Raw genomic sequence first — 24,586 nt, forward strand, 5'->3', positions numbered from 1 at the left:
TTGCTTTTTGAATATGTTATTTTCGGCTTTCACAGATCGCTTTTATTTCGGCAGTCCATTGTTCAGGTGAGGTTTCAGGTTTTCCGTGCCAGGTTTTGATTACTTTGCCATCAGCATCTAGAAGAAGTGTTAGAGGAAAACTGCCTTCTTTATTATATATTTCAGCTAAGGCTTCATTACGCTGGACTTGTTCGGCTGTTCCGATGTTTTTCTTTTTTCTTGGAAAATCAGCATTAACCAGTACTAAATTTTCATTTGCCATATCTGTGAACACCTGACTTTCAAAATATTCTTTGCGCGTTACGATGCAGGGTCCGCACCAGTCTGAACCAGAGAAGTTCAAAAGAATTAATTCGTGCTTTTCTTTTGCAATTTTTTTTGCATTATTAAAGTCAGGTTCCCAATTTACAGGAGACATAAATGTTAATAGGAGAAACATTGCGATAAGCTTCATTATTCAGTTTGTTTTTAGGTATATACGAAATAACGAATTAGAAGGGATCTTATTTTTTTTTCTCGCTTAAGATTTGATTAAATTTATATTACATTGAAATCCTAACTTTTTAAGCGGTCTGAACTCCAAAAATATAGCCAACTAGCGCAGATGCTGCCATTGCAAAAGTACCCCAGATACAGATACGCATTACTGCTTTTAAAATATTTGATCCGCCTGCCTTTGCAGCTAGTATTCCAGATAGTGCCAAAAAAAGTATTGAAAAACCATATTGATAAAATACCATTTGTTTAATAGGAGCGAGAATAGCTACTACAAGCGGTAAAATACCTCCAATAATAAATGAAACAGCCGATGCAAATGCCGCCATTAATGGATTGGCCTGCGTAATTTCATTTATTCCTAGTTCATCTCTTGCGTGAGTTTCAAGAGCATTATGAGCGGTTAGTTCATGAGCGACCTGTTTTGCTAATTCTTTATTTAGTCCCCTTTGAATGTAAATATGTGTCAGTTCTTCAAGTTCAAGTTCTGGCATATTTTCCAACTCTGCTTTTTCTCTTTTAAGATCAGCAGATTCAACATCAGCCTGGGAACTTACAGATACATATTCGCCTGCTGCCATAGAAAGGGCACCAGCTACTAAACCAGCCGTTGCAGCCAGTAAAATAGGTTCTCTTGTTACACTCGCTGCAGCTACACCAATTGCTAAACTTGTAGTAGATAAGATTCCGTCGTTTGCACCTAGGACAGCTGCCCTTAACCAGCCGCTTCTATTGATATAATGATTTTCAGTATTCATAGTTCATGTAAATTATTTGTCCAGTCGAAATAAGTTTTAAGAAATTCCCTATTTTATAATTATGTTTCATTCTGGGCAGGCTTTTGTCTATACCATTTATTTCACTTTTATATCTAAATAAAATTAACTGAAAATGTCTTCTATCATGTGATTAGTACAAATAGACTGATTCTAAATTTTAGCCATTATAATTTTTGATCTTAATTACCGTAATCAAAAATATTTATTCAATATTATATACTTTGTGTTGTTTGTTTTAAAGGAAGCGTTACTGTAAATTCGGCTCCATTATCTTTTTCTCCGGTGGCTGTAATTGTACCATGATGTCTTTTTGCTATTTTTCTGCAAAGCGAAAGCCCGAGTCCATTTCCTTCATATTCGTCTTTAGAATTTAATCTTTCAAAAGCATTAAAAATCCTTTCAGCGAAAACAGAGTCGAGTCCGATGCCATTATCTTTAACGACAATTTGTACAGCATCTTCACCATTTAATGTTGTATTTGCACATGTAATAATAACTCTTGGCGGCTCATCTGCTTTTGAGAATTTTAATGCATTTTGTATAAGGTTATAAAAAAGCTGTGTAATAAGAATAGGCGCTCCTTCTATTTCGGGCAGATCACAAGAACTCAATATTGCGCCTTTCTCTTTTATAATCAGTTCTAGGTCTGTTTTTATACCGTCAATAACTTCATTGAGATTAATTTTTTCAATAGACTGCTTGGTTTTATCAATAGTAGAGTAGCTGAGAATACCTTCTATTATATTGTTCATTCTAAGTGTAGACTGGTCTATTTTATGGAGATATTTTTTACTGCTCTCATTAAAATTAATTTCTTTTTCATTTTTTAAAAGAGTATTGAAAATTTTAATTTTTCTTACAGGTTCTCTTAGATCGTGACTTACTACATTTGCAAAATGAAGTAGATCATCATTTGATCTCCTTAGTTCTTCGGTGCTGTAAGCAACCTGTTTTTTTAATTCTTCTTCAAATTGCCTCTGCTCACTAATATCCTGAATAATTCCAATTATAGTGATTGGAATTCCATTTTCATCTTTAATAATCTTGCCATTAATTTTTGTCCATCGTATGGATTTATCATTATTTACAATTCGAGCTTCATAACATATTTTCCCTGTGCTTTCAGCTTCTTTATGTGCTTTTTCACGAGCTGCTAAATCGTCTGGATGAAGTTTTGCGACTAATTCTTCAGTGGATATTTCTGATTCAATAGCGCATATAGAATTGAAATTCCCACAGGTTTTGATTTTTTTGGTTACAAGGTCTATTTCATAAGTTCCCATTCCAGATGACTCTATTGCAATTCTAAGCCTTTCTTCTGCACTCTGAACCTGTTGCGTAGCCATATGTAAATCAGTTACATCTGCGCCAGTATTCATTACTCCATAAATTTTTCCTTGTTCATCAATAAGAGGAATGAAACTATAATTGAAATAATATGAATTTGTGACGCCATTACTAATTAGATCTACCTTTTTGTCTTGAGCATGAAAGGGAATTCCAGTTTTAAGTACATTAAGTGCCTCATCAAAAAAAGAATCTTTTTTAATCTCAGGAAGAATGTCAAGATAATTTTTGCCTATTACATTATTGCCTTTCCCCCAAAGTTGAATCATAGCAGTATTGGCAAGCTCAATTTTTAGATTATCACCTGTATAAACTGCGATAGGCAATGGTGTATGGTCAACTATATCTTTTAAGATCCTCACATTTTGATACATAGCAATTTATTTTAGGTTTTTGTTTGACAAATCTAATTTTTTATTAAACATTTTTGTTACACTAATAAGCTAAAGTGTTTCATAATTTGTGGCTAATATTAACTCCAAAGTATCGTTTTAATTTGGGGTTTTGTGTTATTACAAGGAAAGCTTATTATTGAAATCTAAATTAAATAAACAATTCTATTTTGTTTAACCTTGTTTTAAAATAATTAAACAAAATAAAATATTTAACAATTAAATAGATCAATTATTTAGAAATTGGAAAATTAAGAGTAAATGATTTGAAATTTTAATACTTAATATCTCATTTTTAAATTTGGTTTTGTAAAGTAGATTAAAGTAAATGTAATTGATTTTTCGACAGAACTTTACTTTTTAAATCAATCATATTTTAAATTCTAAGTTTTGCATCGATTTTGTCAAAAAACTTTTCAGGAATTTTTAAAAGGTCAAAAAATGTTTTTACACAAAAAACTAATAGTATCATTTTTTAGTCTCTAAGATTTAAACCTTTTCTTCGGCAATCAGAGAATGAATAAACAATTCCTTTAATATGTATTTTCAACAATACCATTTTTAAATAAACAAACTGTAAAATATGTCTATGTTTTTGATTGATGAATCCATCTTTTCTGATAGTCTTATACATAATTTTATTTTCCAGTTCAGAGCCCATTATTTTGCTCTAAATTTTATTAAATAAGAATTGTTAATTATTAGTAATAGATTTTTGTTTGGTTTGTTTTGTGGGGAGATTAAATAGTTAATCTCCCTTATTTATGTTTTAGAAATGTTTTAAGACAATTTAATAAATATGTGATTGATATGAAAAAAGAGAATTTTCTAAATAAAAAGCACGGTTCTTTAAAAAGAATTGTACCATTTTTTATGCTGCTGTTTTTTTGTGTAGTGAAAGTATACTGCAAAAATGAAGAAAAAACAGAAAGTGCCCAAAAGGTAATAGAAAGACTTATAGGTAATCGTGCCAGCGAGTTCGAATTAAGCATTATTGAAAACAAAGGGAATAAATTAGATTGGTTTGAAATTGAAACAACAAACAATAAAGTAAAAATAAAAGCATCAAATAATACTGCTGTATGCTATGCTGCTTATAATTTTCTTAGGGATATAGGTGCAGTTTTAGTCAGCTGGGAAGGAAATAGAATTCATTTACCCGAGACATGGCCAAAATATTCTAAAAAGAGTGAGACACCATTTCAATATAGAGAATATTTAAATGCCTGTACTTTTGGTTATACGACACCATGGTGGGATTGGAAACGATGGGAACAAGAAATCGACTGGATGGCAATGCACGGAATAAATCTTCCTACCGCAATGGAAGGTCAGGAAGCAGTATGGCAGGAACTATGGAAAGAGTATGGCTTGACCAGCAATCAGTTAGAAGCTCATTTTGCAGGGCCAGCCTATCTGCCATGGCAGCGAATGGGGAATATTAATAGTCTAGAAGGACCATTGCCAAAAGAATGGTTTAGTAAAAAAGAAGAGCTGCAAAAGAAAATATTGGAAAGGATGAGAGCCTTAGACATGCATCCTGTTGTTCCTGCTTTTAGTGGTTATGTGCCTAAAGCTTTTGCCGAAAAACATCCTGAGGCTAAAATAACAGAATTAAAATCTTGGTCGGGAGGCGGCTTTGCAAGCACTTTTCTATTAGATTCCAAAGATCCATTGTTTAAAAAAATAGGAAAACGTTTTATTGAAATTTATACCCAAAAGTATGGCGCATCTAATTTCTACTTAGCAGATTCTTTTAATGAAATTGAACCTCCTGTTTCTGAGCATAATAAATACGAAGAACTTTCTAATTACGGAAGTGCAATTTACGAAACTATTAATGAAGCAGCTCCTGGTGCAGTATGGGTAATGCAGGGATGGCTTTTTGGAGACAATAAAGACTTCTGGACAAAAGAAGCAACCAGCGCATTTTTAAGCAAAGTTCCAAATGACAGATTGATGGTTCAGGATTATGCCAATGACAGGTATAAGGTATGGGAAAATCAAGAAGCTTTTTATGGTAAACAATGGACTTATGGTTATGTCCATAATTATGGAGGATCAAATCCTGTATACGGAGATTTAAATTTCTATAAAAATGAATTGACAAGTTTGCTGCAGAATCCAAATAGAGGAAATATTGTGGGTTATGGGGCAATGCCAGAAGGCTTAAATAATAATTCAATTGTTTATGAATACATATATGATCTTGCGTGGACTAAAGGAGAGCAGCCTCTTAATAACTGGCTGACTAAATATTTACATGCGAGATATGGACAAAAACCTACTCAATCTATTTTTCAAGCTTGGGAATTATTACTAGAATCTGTTTATAATGTGAAATACTGGGAAACTCGCTGGTGGAATGATAGGGCTGGAGCATATTTGTTATTTAAACGCCCAACGGCCACAATTACAGAATTTAAAGGAAATCCTGGTGATAAGAAAAAATTAAAAGAAGCTTTGGATATCCTTCACAAAGAAGCTGCAAAGTATGATAAAAAGAATTTCATTAACTACGATTTAATTGATATTTCAAGACATTATTATTCATTGTGTATTGATGAGGATTTAATGAAATGTGTAAAAGCCTATCAGCAGAAAGATGTTATCAAAGGAGACCAGCTTTTTAAAAAAATAGAAAAACAAGCTTTGGAGATTGATAAAATGATGTCCGGGCAGCCATTAAATAGTTTAGATCAATGGGTAAAATCGGCTTCTGATTACGGAAGTTCAGCAGAGGTTTCAAAATTATATGTAAAAAATGCAAAAACACTAATTACGCTTTGGGGTGGAGAAGGTCATTTGAATGATTATGCTTCGCGATCATGGCAGGGAATGTACAAAGGATTCTATTGGCCGAGATGGAAAATGTTTTTAGAAGCCTTTAGAAAATCAGTTGTAAACAATACTCAATTTGATGAATCTAATGAAAGAGAATTAATCAAAAATTGGGAAATTAAATGGACTGAAAGTAATTAAAATAATACTTAATTGCGATTAATTCGTAGATACATAAAAAATAACCAATACTTCATAACCAAAACCAAAACAACAATGAAAAACAGGAACTGAATCTTCGCGAAAACGATTTATTAGTAAGTTTTTAACTATAGAATTTTAGAAAAATAACTTTGGCAAGCCTTACTATCACTGACTTTATAGAAATTATCCATGTTTATGAATAACTTGTCCATTTCTTAACATTTCATTAGCACTAATTTCGTCAGTACTATTTAACCAATTAACCAATATCACAATGGAAAAACTTAAACTTTTATTATTAGCCCTTTGCTTTGGCTTCTCAATTAATACCTGGGCACAAAAAACAGAAGTGTCCGGTGTAGTTTTAGATGACAAAGGCATTCCACTGCCAGCCGCCAATGTACTAGAGAAAGGTACAACGAATACAGTAACAACAGATTTTGATGGGAAATTTAAAATTTCAGCTTCAAACAAAAATGCGACACTTATATTTTCCTTTATGGGATTTGATGATCAACCGGTAAAATTAGACGGGACAAAATCAAATTATACGGTTAAATTACAGTCAACTACAACTAACTTAGAACAAGTAGTAGTTGTAGGTTACGGAAAAGGATCTCGAAAAAACCTTACTACTTCTGTAACTTCTGTAAAAGCCGAAGATTTAAACCGAGGAGCAATCAGTGACGTGGGACAGCTTTTGCAGGGTAAAGTTTCTGGTTTGAACATTTCCTCTAGTGGTGACCCAACTAAGACAGCATCTGTAGTTTTGCGTGGAGCATCAACATTAAATAGTTCTCAAGGACCATTTTATGTAATAGATGGAATTCCAGGAGTCGACATTTCTGTAATCGCTCCAGATGACATTGCTACAATTGACGTTTTAAAAGATGCTGCTGCAACAGCAATCTACGGTAACCGTGCGGCAAATGGTGTTATCATGGTAACTACAAAAAAAGGAAGTAAGGGCAGAACGCAAATTGCATACAATGGTTATGTGGGCTGGGAAGAAGTTTCAAATAATCTGGACATGATGAATGCAGATCAGCTGAGAGCTTTTACAACTAAAAACAATTTGAATTTTACTCCAGAAAATGATAAAGGCGCTAACACTAACTGGCAGAAAGAAATTTTAAGACCAGGACGTGCGGCATCAAGCAGTCATAACTTGTCTATGAGCGGCGGAGGCGATCATGGAAACTATACCGCAAGTATTACTTCTCTTAACAAAGAAGGAGTAATGTTGAAAAGTGATTTTTCTCGTATCATTGCTCGTTTGTCAGTCGAACAATTTGCTTTTGATGATAAGGTTAAATTTGGTTTAAATGTTACTAATTCTAGTACCAAATATCAAAATGTACCACAGCGTAATACTGTTCTTTTACAAGCAGCGAGTTATCTTCCTGTCTCACCAGTAAGAAATGCTGATGGAAGTTATTTTGAAAATTTTGTCAGCCCAGGATATTTCAACCCAGTAGCTTTAATCGAGCATGGAACAGACGAAACTAAAACGGATAACCTTGTTGGGAATCTTACTGCAGAAGTAAAACTACCATTTGGAATTACTTATAATTTGAATTTAGCACATCAAAGATTAACTGCATCTCATGGAGAATTTTACGACAGCTATTATTCACAATACAATAGTGCCAACTTCTACAACAATCCAGATCCGCCTTTGACAAAATCTTTAGTAAATTTTGGTGTAAATGGTTCTGCATTGAGAAATTCTTATGAAACAAGAAACAATATTATTGAGAGCTTCTTTACTTGGGACAAGTCAATAGGAGAGCACAAAATAAAAGCGGTTTTAGGGTATTCTTGGCAAGAAAACACTTTAGGTGATGGTTTTCAAGCTACAACAACAAACTTTCCTGTAGACAATGTTGGATATAATAACCTTGCTTTAAGTAATTACACTTCTGTTAATGGGTATGTAGTAAATTTTGGAGATAGTAAAGCATATCAAAAAACACGTTTGATCTCATATTTTGGACGTTTAAATTATAACTATAAAGATAAATATCTTTTACAAGGATCTCTTAGAAGAGATGGAGGCTCTATGTTTGGAGCAAATAACCAGTGGGGATATTTTCCTTCTGTAGGTGGTGCTTGGAGATTAGACAAAGAAAGTTTCATGCAGAATCAAAGCTTTTTTAGTGATTTGAAAATCCGCGGAAGCTGGGGGGTAACTGGAAACTCTTCTGGATTTAATGCTTACACAGCTCAATTTATTTCTGGAAGTTTAGGAACTTTCTATTATAACGGACAACAAATTGGAGCTTACGGGCCTAACCAAGCCGCTAACCCAGATTTGAAATGGGAAAAAACAGCTACTTCAAATATTGGAGTTGACTTCGCTATCTTAAAAGGAAAAGTTACAGGTTCTGTTGATTTATATAATAAAAAGACAACAGACATGATTTTCAATTATAATGTTAATCCTGTACTTGTGCCAGTAGGAACAATTGTTGCAAACGGTGGTACAATGTCTAATAAAGGTATTGAGGTTAGTTTAAGCACAACTCCAGTTAAAACAGCAAATTTCAGCTGGACAACTAATCTGAATTTATCACATAATAAGAATGAAATCGTAAAATTAACCAGTCCATTCTTTGTTGGAGGTGATTCCATTCGTCGTGTACAGCCAGACGGTGGCGGACAAACAGGAAGTACATTACAAATCTTTAAAGAAGGAAAACCTTTAGGACAATTCTTTACATTGAAATATGCAGGAAAAAATGCTGCAGGAGTTTCACAATACTATGATAAAAATGGTGATTTAACTACTACACCTCAAATTGGAGTAGATTATCATTATGCAGGAAGCGCACAACCCAAATTATTGGTAGGATGGGCAAATAATTTTCAATACAAAAAATTTGATTTAAGTATTTTCTTCAGAGGAGTATTTGGTAATAAAATTTTCAATGCAACTCGTGCCGATTTATTCAGGCCAAGCACCGCAATGACCAATAATATTTTAGTTGATGCAGGAAATGAATCACCAAATGACTTAAACTCTTACAAGTATTCAGACCGTTTTATAGAAGACGGCAGTTACGTAAGACTAGACAACATGACTTTAGGATATAATTTTGGTAAGGTGGGCAAATACATACAAAGCGTACGTATTTACCAAACAATAAACAACGTATTTGTTATTACCAAATACACAGGAATTGATCCGGAAGTAGAACAAGGAGGAACAGCTCCTGGTGTAGATTCAAATAATTTCTATCCAAAAACCAGAACTTATATGTTTGGTTTAAATGTGATCTTCTAAAAATTAAATGCTAAAAATTATGAAAAAGATATTAAAATATTTAGGACTTCCAGTACTTATAGCTGGTTTATTATGGTCTTGTGACGATCTAGAAGTGCCTATTACAACACAATTAACACCTGAAGTATTTCCTCAAAACTCAACACAATATATTCAAACTACTGGACCTGTTTATGCAGCTTTCCGCGGTGAATTTTCATTTGCCTGGTGGTGGTCTCAATCTTTATCTACAGATGAAGCTATTTTGCCGTCAAGAGGAGGTAACTGGTTCGATAATAGAAACTATATTTCGATGCATTATCATGATTGGAATGCTGATAATGGTATTATCGGAAGTCTTTGGGATTGGTCTTCTAAAGTGATAGGAACAAGTAATCAGGCAATTTCTATTTTAAGACAAACAATGCCGGAGGGTGCAGAGAAAAAAACTTTGATTTCAGAGTTAAAAACTATGCGTGCTATTTCGTATTTCATGTTAATGGACAGTTATGGAGATGTACCTTTAGATACCTTATATGGAGATTTTACATCTCATGCTAAAACACCAAGAAAAGAGGTTTTCAATTTTATTGAGAGCGAATTAAAAAATGCAGTTCCCAATCTAAATCCAGCAGCGGGAATTACAACCTACGGTAGACCAAATAAACAGACTGCTAATGCAATGCTTGCTAAATTGTATTTAAATGCTGAAGTTTATACAGGGACACAACGTTATAATGAATGTATTGCAGCTTGTGATGAGGTAATTAACTCTAATTTATATGCTGTTGAACCAAGAGCGACGTATTTGCAAATGTTTTATCCAGCAAACGGACCACAAATGAAAGAGTTCATTTTTGCAGTACCTTATGATCCAGCAGCCGTTACAGTTGGTTATAACGGACAAATGTATCACGCTCGTTATGATGTGCCACGTTCTGAAAGAACTAAGTTTGGTCTTCCTTATACACCAAGTGCACCAAGAAGTACGCTGCCAGAATTTTATGCTTATTTCAATGATGCAAATGACATTCGTAACAAACAGTGGCTTACGGGTCTCCAGTATATGAATGATGGAGTTACACCAGTAATGGTTACTACAACTAAAAAAGGATACGATCAATTTTATACTGGATCTGATGGCGGTGCAACTTACACGTATCAGGTAAATTTAACACCAGATATTATCCTTCGTCAAAGTGTAGCCTTATTCGATCTTGGAAACGATGAAATTGCTTGGAATATGGGGTATAGAAATATTAAATTTTATCCAGATGCAACATCAACAAATCGTAACCAAAAGAACGACGTTCCTTTCTTGCGTTACTCAGATGTTCTTTTAATGAAAGCAGAGTCAATTCTTCGAGGTGGAGCAGTAACTTTAGGACAAAGTGCAGATGCATTAGTAAATATGGTTCGCTCTAACCGTACAACATCTGCAGCCTTGAGCGGTGTAACTTTAGAAGAGCTTTACAAAGAAAGAAGCCGTGAATTTGCTTGGGAAGCTTGGCATAGAAATGATATGATCCGTTTTGGAAAATATGAAGGACAATGGGGATACAAAACCAATACAGATGTTTATCGTCGTGTTTTCCCAATTCCAACCAACGCGATGGTCTTAAATCCAGCCCTGATTCAGAACGATGGATATTAAAAATAAAGTTTTAGTTAAGTACGCATTGTAACCCAATTTTAATTTTGAAAAGGAGAAGAGCGTAAAAATTCTTCTCCTTTTTTACTAAAGAAAAACTGGTTTCTAGTTGCTCGTGAGAACCAGTTCAGTTTCATTTTCATTTTTTTGAATGAATGCAAAGCTTAATCAAATGCCGATCTTGAAAGTCAATGAAAGATTAAGCTTTGTACCATTCTATCAATTTATACTTTAAAGAATAATATAACTCTTTGTTGTTTAGAAAATAGTATCTCTACTAATTTCAATTAGCCTATTCCGAACAAAAAAATTTGTCTAAACCATATTTGCCCCACCAATAAATAGAATAAATGAAACTAAATAAAATCTATAAAATAGGACACATTGTAATAGGTTTAACTCTTATTTTTTTAGTGTCATGCAATGCTCAGAAAGCTGTTAATTTAAAGAAAAAACAGCTGTCTGATATGGTATATCCGTTGTTGGACACCGAAAATTCTAGATGGTTTTACTTTTCATCAGCAAGTCGTCCCTTTGGAATGGTAAACCTAAATCCTGATACCGAAATTAACGGCGATTGGGGTGGCGGTTATAAATATACTACAGATACAATTAAAGGTTTCAGCCACATTCACGAATGGCAAATGTCAGGAGTATCAGTAATGCCCGTAACAATTGCACCAGAAAATAAACCAACAATCTTTAAAGACTTTTATTCCAAATTCAGTCACCAAACCGAAATCATTACTCCAGGATATCATTCTTTAAAACTAGATCGTTATCAAATAATTACAGAATTAACCAGCACACAAAGAGTTGGTTTTCATAGATATACTTTTCCTGTAAAAGCACAAAAAGCAGTTCTTTTTAATTTGAACACTATTTTAGGACCTTGCGAAAATACAAATGGGAAATTAGAAAAAAACAATGATTATGAACTTTCAGGATCATTAGTTTTGAGTACCAATTTTAGACGTCCAAAACCATTAACCGTATTTTTTAAAATTAGAACCAATGAGCCTATTTCGGCTATAGAAAGAGATAATCTAACAGGAAATTATTTAGTTTATTTTGATAAAACAAAAGAACAATTATTGATGAAAGTGGGAATATCCTACACTTCAATTGAAAATGCCAATAACAATATAGAAACTGAATTACCAAATTGGGATTTTAATAAAACAGTTGATAATTCCAGAAATGAATGGAGTAATTTATTAGGAAGAATAAAAATAGAAGGCGGAACCAAAACCGATCAAAGAAGATTTTATACAGATCTTTGGCATGCCCTGCAAGGGAGAAAAATGATTAGTGATGCAAATGGATCCTATCCTGATAATACAGGGGAAAAATTCAGGGTGGGACATTTGCCTGTAAATGCAGATGGAAAACCAAAATTCAATCATTACAATTCAGATGCTTTTTGGGGCGCACAATGGACAATAAATAATCTTTGGGGACTTGTATATCCTGAAATTATGGAAGAATTTGTGTATTCGCTCATGCAGTATTACAAAGACGGAGGCATGATTCCGCGCGGACCTTCAGGAGGAAATGATACTTACGTCATGACAGGAGCTTCTGCAACACCATTTATCGTAAGCGCCATTCAAAAAGGAATTGTAAAAGATGATTTAGAGGAAATTTATACCGCACTCAAAAAAAATCATATGCCAGGCGGTATTATGGAAAAAGCAGGATATGAACATAATACGAACATTGGAGGCGGATTAAAATATTATTTGCAAAAAGGATATGTCCCTTATCCGCTTCCAGAAGGTAATTTCGGAAGCCATGAAGACGGTGCAAGCCAGACTTTAGAATACGCTTACCAAGATTGGACTTTGGCACAATTGGCTAAAAAATTAAATCATAAAGAAGATTATAAGTATTTCATGAAAAGAGCCCAAAACTATCAGAATATTTTTGATAGCAAAATAGGCTGGATGCGTCCGAAAAATGTAGAAGGAAAATGGCGAGAAAATTATGATCCGTATCAATATGAAAATGGATTTATAGAATCGAATGGAGCTCAGTCAACCTGGTTTGTGCCGCACGATATTGAAGGTCTGGCAGTTTTGATGGGAGGAAAAGAGAAAGCTGTCGTAAAATTGAATACTCAATTTGAAACCGCTAAAAAACAAAAGTATACTTCAGGTACATCGCACGATGCAGAATTACACCCAGAATTCAGTAGAATTCCTGTAAATTTTGGAAATCAGCCATCTATGCAGACCTCTAATATTTTTACGGTTTTAGGAAGACCAGATCTAACACAGTATTGGACAAGAAACGTAGTAAAAGAAACTTTCAGCGGATTATCACCTTCAACGGGATATAATGGAGACGAAGATCAAGGATTAATGGGAAGTTTAAATGTTTTGCTCAAATTGGGTTTATTTCAAATGAATGGAGGAACAGACCAAGATGCCGTTTACCAGATAGGAAGTCCAATATTTAATAAAATTTCGATAGATTTAAATCCAAAGTATTATTCAGGGAAAACATTTGTAATTAAAGCAGCCAGCAACAGCAATGAAAATGTTTATATAAAAGACATAAAATACAACCATAAAGAAGTACAAAATTTTAATCTTTCACACCAAGATATTATCAGTGGAGGTGAGTTGATCTTAGAGATGGCTTCTCAACCAAACCCTTAAAACTAAAGAAATAATATACAATGAAAATAATATCCAAGTTTATCTTTTTTTTAGGAATATCAATTTTTAGCGCAAGTACGGCTAAAGCACAGCAAACAGTTCATCAATATGTAGATCCGATGATAGGATCAGAAGGAGTTGGGCGGGTTTTCATTGGTCCGTCTTGTCCATACGGAATGGTAAAGCCAAGTCCAGACTGTACCTCAAGTCCCAACAGCGGCTGGCTTCCAATGCCAAAAGAAGTTACAGGTTTTAGCCAGGTACACGTAAGCGGAACAGGCGGAGGCCCGAAATACGGAAATATTCAAATCATGCCATTTTCTGGAGCTTTAGATAAAATGGATCAAACATCCTTTAGAACAGAAGAAAATGTAAAACTCGGATATTATGAAACTGTTTTTAAAGAAAATAAAATCAAAACAGAAATAACCACTGGAGAAAAAGTATCTTTTTACCGTATTACTTATCCCAAAAACATTTCAAAAGAATTAAAAATTGATCCTGGATTTTTTCTGGGAGAAGAAAAGATTCCAGATGCCAGAGAAGCTCAGCAGTTTGTAGGTTCGCAGATTGAAATCGTTTCGGATACCGAAGTTCGAGGATACAGCAGAATAAGAGGCGGATGGAATAACGGACGCGCTTATACCGTTTATTTCTGGGCAGTTTTCGATCAGCCAATTGCAAAATATGTAACCTTTAAAGATGGGAAATTTTACAACAATCAAAAAGCGCAGTTTGATTCAGGAAAAAAAACTGGAGCTCTCATTTCTTTCGGAAACACAGGAAAAGAAGAACTAAATGTCAAAATAGGAATCTCATTTTTAAGTGACTTAAAGGCAAAAAATAATATTGAAGTAGAAATCGCACACTGGAATTTTAATACTGTTTTAACTGAATTAGAAAATAAATGGGAAACATTATTAAACCGAATTAAATTATCGGAAGATACATCAGATGCTTATAAAAAAATGTTTTACACAGGTTTATATCATACCATGATTATGCCGGTTGACCGAACAGGAGAAAATCCGTTATGGACAAATGATGAACCATATTACGACGATTTTTATACAATTTGGGATACGTTTAGAACTTCGAGCCCTCTAATTACTTTGATTGACAGCAAAAGAAAAGTTGAAATAATCAATGCGATGCTGAACATTTACAAACGCGAAGGATATCTGCCAGAAGGAAGAAGCGGAAACGACAACGGAAGAACTCAAGGAGGTTCTAACGCTGAGGTTGTTATAGCCGATGCTTTTGTCAAAAACTTAAAAGGAATAGATTACGAAATGGCGCTTCAGGCTATGATCAAAGACGCGACAGTACCGCCGGGAGGAAATGAAGAAAAAGAAGGAAGAGGCGGATTATTAGATTATCTAAAATTAGGTTACGTTCCCTACGGAACAGACCGCGCCGGAAACCGAACAATCGATTATGCATACAATGACTACAATATTGCTATTGTAGCTAAGGGATTAGGTAAAATAGATTTGTACAATCAATACATGAAACAAGCAGACAGCTGGCAGAATTTATGGCGTTCGGATTACGAAAATAATGGCGCCAAGGGTTTTATTATGCCAAAAGACAAAGATGGAAAATGGCTGGATGATGTTGTTTTTGGAGAATCAAAAATTCAGAAACCTACTTTCAAATATACGCCAGTAATTATCGAATCTCCTTGGTATGTCTGTCATTGGTGTGTGTTTTTCTACGAAGGAAATTCATGGGAATATTCATTTAGCATTCCGCACGATGTTCCAGAACTGGTTCGTAAATCTGGAGGAGAAAAAGCTTTTGAAGAAAGATTGAATACCTTTTTTAACTCAGATTTATATAATGTTGCCAACGAGCCGTCATTCTTAACACCATGTCTATATCACTGGATCGGGAAACCGTATAGGAGCAGTGACAGAATCAGGACGATTATCAAAAATAATTTCAATACCTCAAGAGAAGGTCTGCCTGGCAATGATGATTCTGGGGCAATGTCTTCCTGGCTAGCTTTCCACATGATGGGATTGTATCCAAATGCAGGACAGCCTTACTATCTTATTAATACACCTTTGATAAAAGAAACAACGATACAATTGGAGAATGGTAAAAAGTTTAAAATCTCAGCTAAAAAAATGAACGATAAAAGCAAATACATAAAAGCTGCTTGGTTAAACGGAAAACCGTACAATAAAGCGTGGATTTTACACGATGATATAAATAATGGAGGAGAATTAATTTTAGAAATGGATTCAAAACCTTCCGTATGGGGAACAACATTTTTACCGCCAGCAAAATAAAATGATGAACAAGATGAAAAAAATAATAGTAGTATTTCTGTTTTTATCATTTTATGAAACAGGAAAAGCACAAACCTACATTCCGACACTTAAAAACAATACAGAACTGAATTATGTCTGCAAATTGCACGGACAGACCAGAACTTTATCCCTTAAAGCGGAAACAGCAAAAGGCGGTCTAACGTTTAAACTAGAAACTAGAGGCGTAAAAAGTAGTATTGTAATGCTTCCCGAAGCTGTTGAAAAAGGTAACGCCCTAAGCTTTAACCAAGGAGAATATGCGCCAGTTTTAAACTTAAAACCAACAGAAACTTTTTTTATGATTTCAAGATCGGCATATCAAGATCTAATAAAAAGTAGTTCATTCGTTTATAATAACACAAATTATGTCTTAGATAAAAGCGAAGATAAAAATCCTGTTTCTATTGATGGAAAAATAGTCGATGCTTTGCACGTAATCGCGCAAATTGATGAAACCGAAATGTGGATCGTAAAAAATACTGAATATCCGTTAATCTGTAAAATAATTAAAAACCCGTTAGGGATAAATTTTGTTTTGGTGAAAGTGGATGATAAGTAAAGAAAATATTTTCCCTCCTGTTGTTTTGTAGTGCTGCTCTTTTTTTATCACAAAATGAGTATTTATTGAGAAATCGTTTGCGTAATAGTGAAAGTATTGAAATCTTAGTTTAAATTTACGAGAATTAAATTTTAAACTATAAATAATTGAAATTATGAGATTATCAGTCATCATCACTTTACTTTTTTGCTGCATTTGTTTTGGACAGAATAATACAGACACCAGTTTGTATATGAAGTCTGATAAAATTACTTATTTGACAGATATTGGCTCAGAAACAGGAGATTTATATAAAACCATTGGACATCACGGTCCAGCTGTTGAAAATGAATGGATGGCTTTGAGAATTTATTTTAGCGATAAAGTAGCGATTGACGTTTATTCTAAAGCTAAACCAGGTTTAGAGTTAAGAAAAGCAAATTGGTACCCAACACCGCAGCAGCAAAAAGAAGGATGGGGAGCTGATTATTATAAAGTAGCATCAACTGTTGGTTTGGGAGGTGTAAAACTTTGGGACGGCGAAAAAGTTGTGCCTTTAAATCCAGTAACAAATCGTTTAGCACGTGTAGGAAAAACAGATACTACTTCGTGGATGGAAATGATTTCTAGAGGGGTGCCATACAAAGGAAAAAAAGTAGACATCTTAGTTCGTGTTACAGTGTTTTCTGGTAAAAGAGAGGCTAAGGTTGAAGCAGTTTCTTTAAGCGGAGAAAAAGTGCAGTTTGCTACAGGAATTAATTATTTCAAAGATTTTGGAACTAAAAAAGGAACAAATTATATCGCAGTCTGGGGAAAGCATCCCGAAGATGTTGCCGCTGAAATCGTTGAGATTGGAGCAGCAATTATGTATAATCCAAAAGATTATGAAAAAAGTACAGATGACGGAACTCAATATTTATTGATCTCAAAACCTGCGAAAAATTTACAAACAACAATTATTTCTTCAAGTGCAAGAGAAACAGAATTAAACACTTTAGATAAATTGGAAGCTTACATTAAAAAATAAAGCATAAAAAATACATGTTTAGAATATCGGCTATAGTAGTACTATTACTTTTTTTATATTCCTGCAAATCGCAAAAGGTCTCTAAAAAAGAAGTTCAAATCGCTTTTATAGCCGATGTTCATTTACAAGATATTTTTGCAAAATTTGAGGATAACGATTATCAAGGAATTAAAAATCCGATTACTGGCGAATATGCCAATATCAGAACAATGAATTCTCAGCTGCATTCTACCAGAATTTTCAATGAAAATTATTTTGCCTTTTTAGAGGCCTTGAATAATATTGTAAAAAGAGGTATCAAACAAGTTGTGCTTCCAGGCGATTTTAGCGATGACGGACAACCCGTTCATGTGCGCGGATTGAGAAAAATACTTAATGAATATTCTCAAAAGTATGGTTTATCTTTTTGGGTGACTACAGGAAATCATGATGTTGTAAGGCCATTTTCGCAAGATGCAGCAAAAACTGATTTTCTGGGTAAAGGTGGAAAAGAGCAGGTTATAAGCAGTTCTAAAGAAAATTTCAACAAAAATAAAAGTGAATTAGAACCTATAATTACTTCTGATATAAAAAATTGGGGTTATAAAGAAACCATTCACGAAATGCGTGATTTTGGTTTTTTTCCGAAAAAAACAGATTTGTATTGGGAAACGCCATTTTCAAACTATACGTATGACCAATATAATTTTAAAGAAGCGCAAAAAGAATCTTCTTTAGAAAAAAGAACGTATGCAATTAAAAATACCAGTTTGTTTCTTACAGATGCCAGTTATGTAGTTGAGCCTATTAAGGGAATCTGGCTTTTGGCGATAGATGCCAACGCTTATGTTCCGAATGAGAAATTATCAGGAAAACCAGATAATCCGCAAGATTTTTCAGGAGCCAATACAGGTTACAATAACGTTCTGGTTTATAAAAGCCATTTATTAAACTGGGTGAAAAAAGTTTCAGCAGAAGCGAAACAAAGAGGAAAAATACTGATAGCTTTCAGTCATTACCCAATGGTAGATTTTAATGACAACGCATCGCCTGAATTAAAACAGCTTTTTGGTGCCAATAAAATGCAATTACAAAGAGTTCCTGATGAAGAAGTAGCACAGCAATTTGCAGATGCTGGAATTCAGATTCATTTTGGCGGCCATATGCATATTAACGATACAGGAGTAAGGACTTCTGCAAAGGGGAATACTTTGTTTAATATTCAAACACCTTCATTAGCTGCCTATATGCCGGCTTATAAAATATTGACTATTCATTCTGATTCTGAGTTTGAAGTTGAAACAATTGTCATTGGCAAAGTCCATAAATTCAATAGTTTATTTCCTTTTTACGAAGAAGAATATGCTCATTTGCAAAACACGAAAAGTGATCATATTTGGAATAAAGAAATTTTAAAAGCTGAAGATTATAAAGAATTTACAAATTGGCATTTAAAAGAATTGGTGCGTTTAAGATTTCTGCCAGAAGATTTTCCAGCCGATTTTCTAAAATCAATTATAAATATTTCAGGCAAAGATTTAGTAGAAATAAATAAAAACACATCAGAGATTGCCAAAGATTTAAAATCAAACTCCCTGTCAATTTCCGATTTTGAATCATGGACTGGTTTTGATATGATTTTCGATTTTTACCGTTTAAAAAATGCCGGTGAATTGGCTGTTTCACAAATTGAAAAAAAGAGATTAAAGCAATACGAATTGGTTTGCATCCAATTAAAAAAATCAAATAATCCCAAACTCGTTTTATGGGCCGAAATATTCTTGAAAACCATGGATGGAGAGCCTTCTAATCATTTTAAAATTGATTTAAAAAACAACAAAATTGATAATTTATCTGTTAAATAATTTTGATATTTATTAAGTCAAAAAGTTTAAATTACATTTATAATTTATTTTAATGAAACAGCAATCCCTTGTAGCAGTCTTGTTTTTTACCATTTTTTATCATTCTTATTCACAGAATATAAAATTTGCGCATTATAATGACAATAACGGATTGTCTCATAATTCGGTGCGCCATATTGTACAGGATAAGAAAGGTTTTATGTGGTTTGGAACGTTTTCAGGATTAAATCGTTTTGACGGTTACCAGTTCAAAAGCTATATGAGTTCTACCCCTGGAAAAAATAAACTATACAACGATGACATAACAGCTTTGGAGCTGGATGAACAATCTAACCATTTATGGATTGGTACCAGAAAAGGATTGACTCTTTTCAAAATGGATACACATGTTTTTACCACTTTTTTTCATAAAAATGAAGATCCAAATAGTCTGCCCGACGACGAGGTGCGATCTGTTTATGTCGATAAATTTAAAAGAGTCTGGGTTGGTACTAAAACAAAAGGAGTATATCTTTTTTTTCTCAAAGAGAACCGATTTGAAAAAATTAAGCTTAAAGGTTTTGATTACGTAAAAGAAATTTTTGAAGACAAAAAAGGCAATGTCTGGATAGGAAGTTATGAAAAAGCATCGGTAGCAAAAATTACTATGGATGCAAAAGGAGCAATAGTAAAGATTAACAATTACACGCTATCTGTTCCAAATTCAAACATAAAAAATCCATATCTTAATTTTATTTACGAGGATGGCAAATCGGATATTTTTGTTGGAACCCGTGAAGGATTATACAAGCTCGATCGAGCCACCGACCAGTTTGTAAATTTATATATAGAAAACAAACAAATTAGAGGCGCTTTAGGTCCGTATTTTTTATCAGTAGCCCGCGCTCCAGACGGAAAATATTGGGTAGGAACTTTGGGAGGATTGTTGGTTTGTAATCAATTAGAAGACATTCAGAAAGGAAATTACAAATGGTATTATTCTATTTTATCAGATGACACTTCACTTGTAGATAATTTAATTTCAGCCCTTTATTTTGATGCATCAGGAGTTTTGTGGATTGGAACAGAAGATGGATTGGATAAGTATGATCCTTATGAAAATCAGTTCACTTTAAATAAAGATATATCACGTTCTATTGGCAATCAGGCACCTCGCATTAGGGGTTTTGCTAAAACTTATGACGAAAAAGTGATTGTGGCAACCTATCACAACGGACTTTTTATTTCTAATACAAAGGGCTCAACTCCTTTGCACAATACCGGAAAAGACATTGCCAGTATTTATTCTGATGATGGAAAAATATTTTATTGCGGTCTTTGGGATGGTAATATTTTAGTTTACAATTACGGCACAAATTCTTCGAGAGAAATAAAAGCTGGATTTGATAAATCGCCTGTTTTTGCTTTTAGAAAAATTACAGATGATTTGATGATAGTGGGTTCTTTTGGTGAAGGCGCAGTGATTTTGAATACTAAAACACTTCAAATACAAACTTCTAGTAAACTTTTGCCAGACTTTCAAATTAATGCCATTGAAAGAGATGCCAAAAACAATGTTTGGTTTGCCACCGAAACAGGAGTGGTAAAATACAATATCAATTCAGGAAAAATAGAAACCTATTCATCCCTTTTTATCAAAGAAAAAGGAGTGCCGCACGATGAAAATGTCAGCGATATTTTAGTAGATGCAAAAGGAAAAATCTGGGCGTCAACACGTTTTGGATTATGTTTATACAATCCGAAAAATAATCAATTTGAGCCTGTAAAAAATCTAAAAGAACTTTCAGGCAAATGGATTACCGATATTTTATCTGATGCCAACGGAAATTTGTGGCTGAACATCAATAATAATAACATTGCTTTTGTTAAATCTAATTTAAAAGATATTAGTATTTATCACGTAAACAGCGGTAACAGACTAGACGTTTTTAGTTCTAGCGGCTTTTTTTACTTTAATAATTCTAATATTTTCCTTGGAGGTAAAAACGGAATTATTTCTTTTTCACCGCCAGAAATGAAAAGAAATAAATGGTCGCCGTTACCTGTCATATCCGAATTTAAAATTCAAAATGAGGAAGTATTTCCCGAAATGGAGATCAATGGAGAAATTCCGCTTTCAAAAGATTTGAATTATGGAAAAGAAATAGAACTTACCCATAAAAACCGCAATTTTTCGATCCAGTTTTCTGCTCCTTCATTTGCAAATGAAAAGCTGAATAAATTTCAATACATGCTGGAAGGTTTTGATAAACATTGGATTACGGCAAACAGTACTTCTAGAATAGTCCAGTATACCAACCTTTATCCAGGAAATTATGTCTTTAAAATAAGAGCAAGCAACAGTGACGGATATTGGAGTAAATCGGTTTCTTATAAAATAAAAATCCTGCCTCCTTTCTGGCTTACGCCGACTTCTTTTTTACTGTTTTTAGCACTTTTATTTGGTGTTTTTTATTTCATCAGAAAAGAAATTAAAAACCGAATTCGTTTAAAGCAAGAATTGCTTACTGAAAAAGTAAACAGGGAGCACGACATTAAACTGAACAATGAGAAGTTACGCTTCTTTACCAATATTTCGCATGAATTAAGAACCCCGTTAACGCTTATTTTAGGTCCGGCAAAACAGCTTTTGGACGAAAGCAGCAATGCTACCGATTATGAAAAAAGCAGATACAATCTGATTTATCAAAATGCCAGCAGATTGCTGAATTTAGTAAATCAAGTATTAGATTTTAGAAAAGCACAATCTGGTGAATTAAAATTAAAGGTAACTCAAACGGATATTCTTGCTTATTCGAAAAATATATTCGATTCCTTTAAAGAAATGGCTTATAATAAAAAGATTAAGCTCAATTTTATTACTGAAGATGAGGAAATAAATGGCTGGCTGGACAATGATAAATACGATAAAATTCTTTACAATCTGTTGTCGAATGCCTTAAAGTTTACTAATAAGAACGGAAACGTAGATTTTTACGTCAGGCTGAAAGATAGTGTTGAAGATATTTTAGTAATCGAAGTAACGGATGACGGAATAGGAATTCCATTAAAGAGTCAGGATAAAATTTTTAAACGTTTTTATCAGGCAACAAACAGTAAAGCCAATAATACAGGATCTGGTATTGGTTTGTCGCTGGTAAAATCTTTAGTAGCAATTCATAAAGGAACCATTTCTGTAGAAAGCACACCAGGTAAGGGAAGTACGTTTAAGGTTGAAATTCCAATTGACAGAGCATCTTATGAACATAAAGAAGTTTTTGAATATGCACTGAAAAATGATAATCTGAGTATGCTTATTCCAGAAAAAGCGGCTAAGAAAATCATTCGGAACACGGAACTTAAAGAGAAAATATTGGTAATTGAAGATAACAGTGAACTCAGAAAATATCTGGTTGACTATTTGTCTGATTATTACAAAGTTTATGATGCAGAAAATGGTGAAGAAGGGTTGAGAATCTGCAGACAAATTAAACCCATTTTATGCGTTACCGATGTTATGATGCCCGTGATGGATGGACTTGAATTTTGCCGACAACTTAAAAACGATGAGTTCATTAGCCATATTCCGGTGGTAATGCTTACCGCCCTTTCTGAAAACATGGATAAAGTTAAAGGGTACGACATGGGTGCAGACGGCTATTTGGTTAAACCCTTTGAGCCATTACTGCTAAAAACAGTGATTGAAAACATGATTAAATCAAGGCTGGAGCTTAAACAGAAATTCTCTGGAGAAGTAGAAGGAAAAATCAGCATGCTGACTCACTCTCCAATTGACGAAGAATTTATGGAAAAAGTTACCAAACTAATCAATGATAATTTAAGCGAAGTAGATCTTTCAACAGAATTTCTATGCGATAAACTGGGAGTTAGTTCTTCAAAATTGTACAGGAAAATTAAAGAACTGACCGATTTGGCACCAAACGAATTCATCAGAACCATTCGTTTAAAAAAATCAGCAGAACTGCTTAAAACTAAAAAGTATAATGTATCAGAAGTCACTAATTTGGTTGGTTTTAATGATCCATTATATTTTAGCCGTTGTTTCAAAAAACAGTTTGGTTTTCCGCCTAGTAAAATAATCAATTAGTTTTTAGCCGCTACTTACACGAATTATTTTTCGAAACATAGCCTAAGGTTTCCACTTTCGGCGCGCGTTTCAAATTCGCATTGCAAATCCACAATCTAATTTTTCAGGCTTTCTCACACAGTATAAACCGTGGGCTGTATTAAAATGCGGGAATAAAAAAAAGTCAATAAAAAAGTATAAAAATCTTACAATAATTAAAATTATCCATGTTTTTGATGTATTAATCCATTTTGAACGGTAGATGTAATTCTATTTTTGTCTTATAACTTTTAAACTTTTTAGCATTATGAAAAAGCATATAGACACAGATAATCCGTTGAATAATTTAGATGAGTGGGAAGATGATTTGTTGCTGCGATATCCTGATCCTTCAGAAAGTACACCAGAAAAACAAAAAGAAGAATTTAGAAATTACGTCGATTCGGAAAGAGTAGAAACGGTTAAGGAGTTTTATAGAATAAACCATACTTATCAGACTTATGATTTTGTATGCAGTAAAGAACAGGATTTTCTGCAGTTTAATAGAAAAGAAATGTCAATCTGGGAAGCTGTTGAGTTTTTAAACACACTTGTAGATGACAGCGACCCAGATATTGACTTAGACCAGACACAACATCTTTTACAGACTTCTGAAGCCATTCGAGCAGACGGACATCCAGATTGGTTTGTATTGACAGGATTTATTCACGATTTGGGTAAAGTTTTATGTCTTTTTGGAGAACCGCAGTGGGCAGTTGTGGGCGATACATTTCCAGTGGGCTGTGCTTATTCGGATAAGATTGTTTATTCGGAGTTTTTTAAAGAAAATCCAGATTATACCGACAAAAGATTCAATACCAAATTTGGTGTATACACAGAAAACTGCGGGCTGGATAATGTAAAAATGAGCTGGGGACATGATGAATATCTTTACCAGATTATGAAAGATTATCTTCCAGATCCAGCTTTGTATATGATTCGCTATCATTCGTTTTATTCACAGCATAAAGAAAATGCTTATGCTCATTTGATGAATGAAAAAGACGTCGAAATGTTTGACTGGGTAAGAAAGTTCAATCCCTATGATTTATATACCAAAGCACCTGTTAAGCCAGACGTAAAAGCACTACTTCCATATTATAAAGAATTAGTGGCTAAATATTTACCTGAGAAATTGAAGTTCTAGGAATATCAAAATTTCATTTGAAAGCTATCT

Annotated in this window: 13 protein-coding genes; 10 read left to right on the forward strand and 3 right to left on the reverse strand. The window is 33.7% G+C overall.

The features are described 5' to 3' along the window. Positions 1-16: 16 nt before the first annotated feature. From EDB96_RS09125 to EDB96_RS09135, 3 genes are all read right to left on the reverse strand, one after another. Positions 17-454, reverse strand: a complete 438-nt coding sequence (locus EDB96_RS09125) for a thioredoxin family protein (protein ID WP_134140273.1) — start codon at positions 452-454, stop codon at positions 17-19. A 109-nt stretch (positions 455-563) separates the two neighbouring features. Beyond that, positions 564-1,253, reverse strand: a complete 690-nt coding sequence (locus tag EDB96_RS09130; protein WP_057116341.1) for a VIT family protein — start codon at positions 1,251-1,253, stop codon at positions 564-566. A 233-nt stretch (positions 1,254-1,486) separates the two neighbouring features. Further along, positions 1,487-2,995 (reverse strand): ATP-binding protein, encoded by a 1,509-nt coding sequence (locus tag EDB96_RS09135; RefSeq protein ID WP_134140274.1) that lies wholly within the window; start codon positions 2,993-2,995, stop codon positions 1,487-1,489. A gap of 828 nt (positions 2,996-3,823) precedes the next feature. Here EDB96_RS09135 and EDB96_RS09140 point away from each other — a divergent pair. The 10 genes from EDB96_RS09140 to EDB96_RS09185 all read left to right on the forward strand — a co-directional run bounded on the left by EDB96_RS09140 (position 3,824) and on the right by EDB96_RS09185 (position 24,556). Then, positions 3,824-5,995 (forward strand): alpha-N-acetylglucosaminidase, encoded by a 2,172-nt coding sequence (locus EDB96_RS09140; RefSeq protein ID WP_134140275.1) that lies wholly within the window; start codon positions 3,824-3,826, stop codon positions 5,993-5,995. Positions 5,996-6,272: 277 nt separating this feature from the next. Next, complete coding sequence (locus EDB96_RS09145) at positions 6,273-9,284, forward strand: SusC/RagA family TonB-linked outer membrane protein (RefSeq protein ID WP_134140277.1); 3,012 nt, start codon at positions 6,273-6,275, stop codon at positions 9,282-9,284. A gap of 19 nt (positions 9,285-9,303) precedes the next feature. After that, entirely contained in the window at positions 9,304-10,917 is a 1,614-nt protein-coding gene (locus EDB96_RS09150) for a RagB/SusD family nutrient uptake outer membrane protein (protein ID WP_134140279.1), read from the forward strand. A gap of 347 nt (positions 10,918-11,264) precedes the next feature. Next, the gene (locus tag EDB96_RS09155) at positions 11,265-13,577 is read left to right on the forward strand and encodes a GH92 family glycosyl hydrolase (protein WP_134140280.1); all 2,313 of its coding nucleotides are present in this window, start codon (positions 11,265-11,267) and stop codon (positions 13,575-13,577) included. 20 nt (positions 13,578-13,597) lie between these two features. After that, positions 13,598-15,874 carry a GH92 family glycosyl hydrolase gene (locus tag EDB96_RS09160; RefSeq protein ID WP_134140282.1) on the forward strand — a complete coding sequence of 759 codons (2,277 nt, stop codon included), beginning with the start codon at positions 13,598-13,600 and terminating at the stop codon, positions 15,872-15,874. A 13-nt stretch (positions 15,875-15,887) separates the two neighbouring features. Next, positions 15,888-16,454, forward strand: a complete 567-nt coding sequence (locus EDB96_RS09165; RefSeq protein WP_057116993.1) for a hypothetical protein — start codon at positions 15,888-15,890, stop codon at positions 16,452-16,454. A 154-nt stretch (positions 16,455-16,608) separates the two neighbouring features. Beyond that, positions 16,609-17,460, forward strand: a complete 852-nt coding sequence (locus EDB96_RS09170) for a DUF4861 family protein (RefSeq protein WP_134140284.1) — start codon at positions 16,609-16,611, stop codon at positions 17,458-17,460. Between the two features lie 14 nt (positions 17,461-17,474). Continuing rightward, positions 17,475-19,304 carry a metallophosphoesterase family protein gene (locus tag EDB96_RS09175; RefSeq protein ID WP_134140286.1) on the forward strand — a complete coding sequence of 610 codons (1,830 nt, stop codon included), beginning with the start codon at positions 17,475-17,477 and terminating at the stop codon, positions 19,302-19,304. Between the two features lie 52 nt (positions 19,305-19,356). Continuing rightward, positions 19,357-23,391, forward strand: a complete 4,035-nt coding sequence (locus EDB96_RS09180; protein ID WP_134140287.1) for a two-component regulator propeller domain-containing protein — start codon at positions 19,357-19,359, stop codon at positions 23,389-23,391. Positions 23,392-23,677: 286 nt separating this feature from the next. Further along, entirely contained in the window at positions 23,678-24,556 is an 879-nt protein-coding gene (locus EDB96_RS09185) for an inositol oxygenase family protein (RefSeq protein WP_134140289.1), read from the forward strand. Positions 24,557-24,586 lie beyond the last annotated feature (30 nt).

The sequence above is a fragment of the Flavobacterium sp. S87F.05.LMB.W.Kidney.N genome, assembly GCF_004366435.1.
Classification (GTDB): domain Bacteria; phylum Bacteroidota; class Bacteroidia; order Flavobacteriales; family Flavobacteriaceae; genus Flavobacterium.

What these genes read in the sequence shown, in the direction of transcription:
- EDB96_RS09125 (WP_134140273.1), bottom strand. Translation starts at nt 454, where the DNA reads ATGAAGCTTATCGCAATGTTTCTCCTATTAACATTTATGTCTCCTGTA.
- EDB96_RS09130 (WP_057116341.1), bottom strand. Translation starts at nt 1,253, where the DNA reads ATGAATACTGAAAATCATTATATCAATAGAAGCGGCTGGTTAAGGGCA.
- EDB96_RS09135 (WP_134140274.1), bottom strand. Translation starts at nt 2,995, where the DNA reads ATGTATCAAAATGTGAGGATCTTAAAAGATATAGTTGACCATACACCA.
- EDB96_RS09140 (WP_134140275.1), top strand. Translation starts at nt 3,824, where the DNA reads ATGAAAAAAGAGAATTTTCTAAATAAAAAGCACGGTTCTTTAAAAAGA.
- EDB96_RS09145 (WP_134140277.1), top strand. Translation starts at nt 6,273, where the DNA reads ATGGAAAAACTTAAACTTTTATTATTAGCCCTTTGCTTTGGCTTCTCA.
- EDB96_RS09150 (WP_134140279.1), top strand. Translation starts at nt 9,304, where the DNA reads ATGAAAAAGATATTAAAATATTTAGGACTTCCAGTACTTATAGCTGGT.
- EDB96_RS09155 (WP_134140280.1), top strand. Translation starts at nt 11,265, where the DNA reads ATGAAACTAAATAAAATCTATAAAATAGGACACATTGTAATAGGTTTA.
- EDB96_RS09160 (WP_134140282.1), top strand. Translation starts at nt 13,598, where the DNA reads ATGAAAATAATATCCAAGTTTATCTTTTTTTTAGGAATATCAATTTTT.
- EDB96_RS09165 (WP_057116993.1), top strand. Translation starts at nt 15,888, where the DNA reads ATGAAAAAAATAATAGTAGTATTTCTGTTTTTATCATTTTATGAAACA.
- EDB96_RS09170 (WP_134140284.1), top strand. Translation starts at nt 16,609, where the DNA reads ATGAGATTATCAGTCATCATCACTTTACTTTTTTGCTGCATTTGTTTT.
- EDB96_RS09175 (WP_134140286.1), top strand. Translation starts at nt 17,475, where the DNA reads ATGTTTAGAATATCGGCTATAGTAGTACTATTACTTTTTTTATATTCC.
- EDB96_RS09180 (WP_134140287.1), top strand. Translation starts at nt 19,357, where the DNA reads ATGAAACAGCAATCCCTTGTAGCAGTCTTGTTTTTTACCATTTTTTAT.
- EDB96_RS09185 (WP_134140289.1), top strand. Translation starts at nt 23,678, where the DNA reads ATGAAAAAGCATATAGACACAGATAATCCGTTGAATAATTTAGATGAG.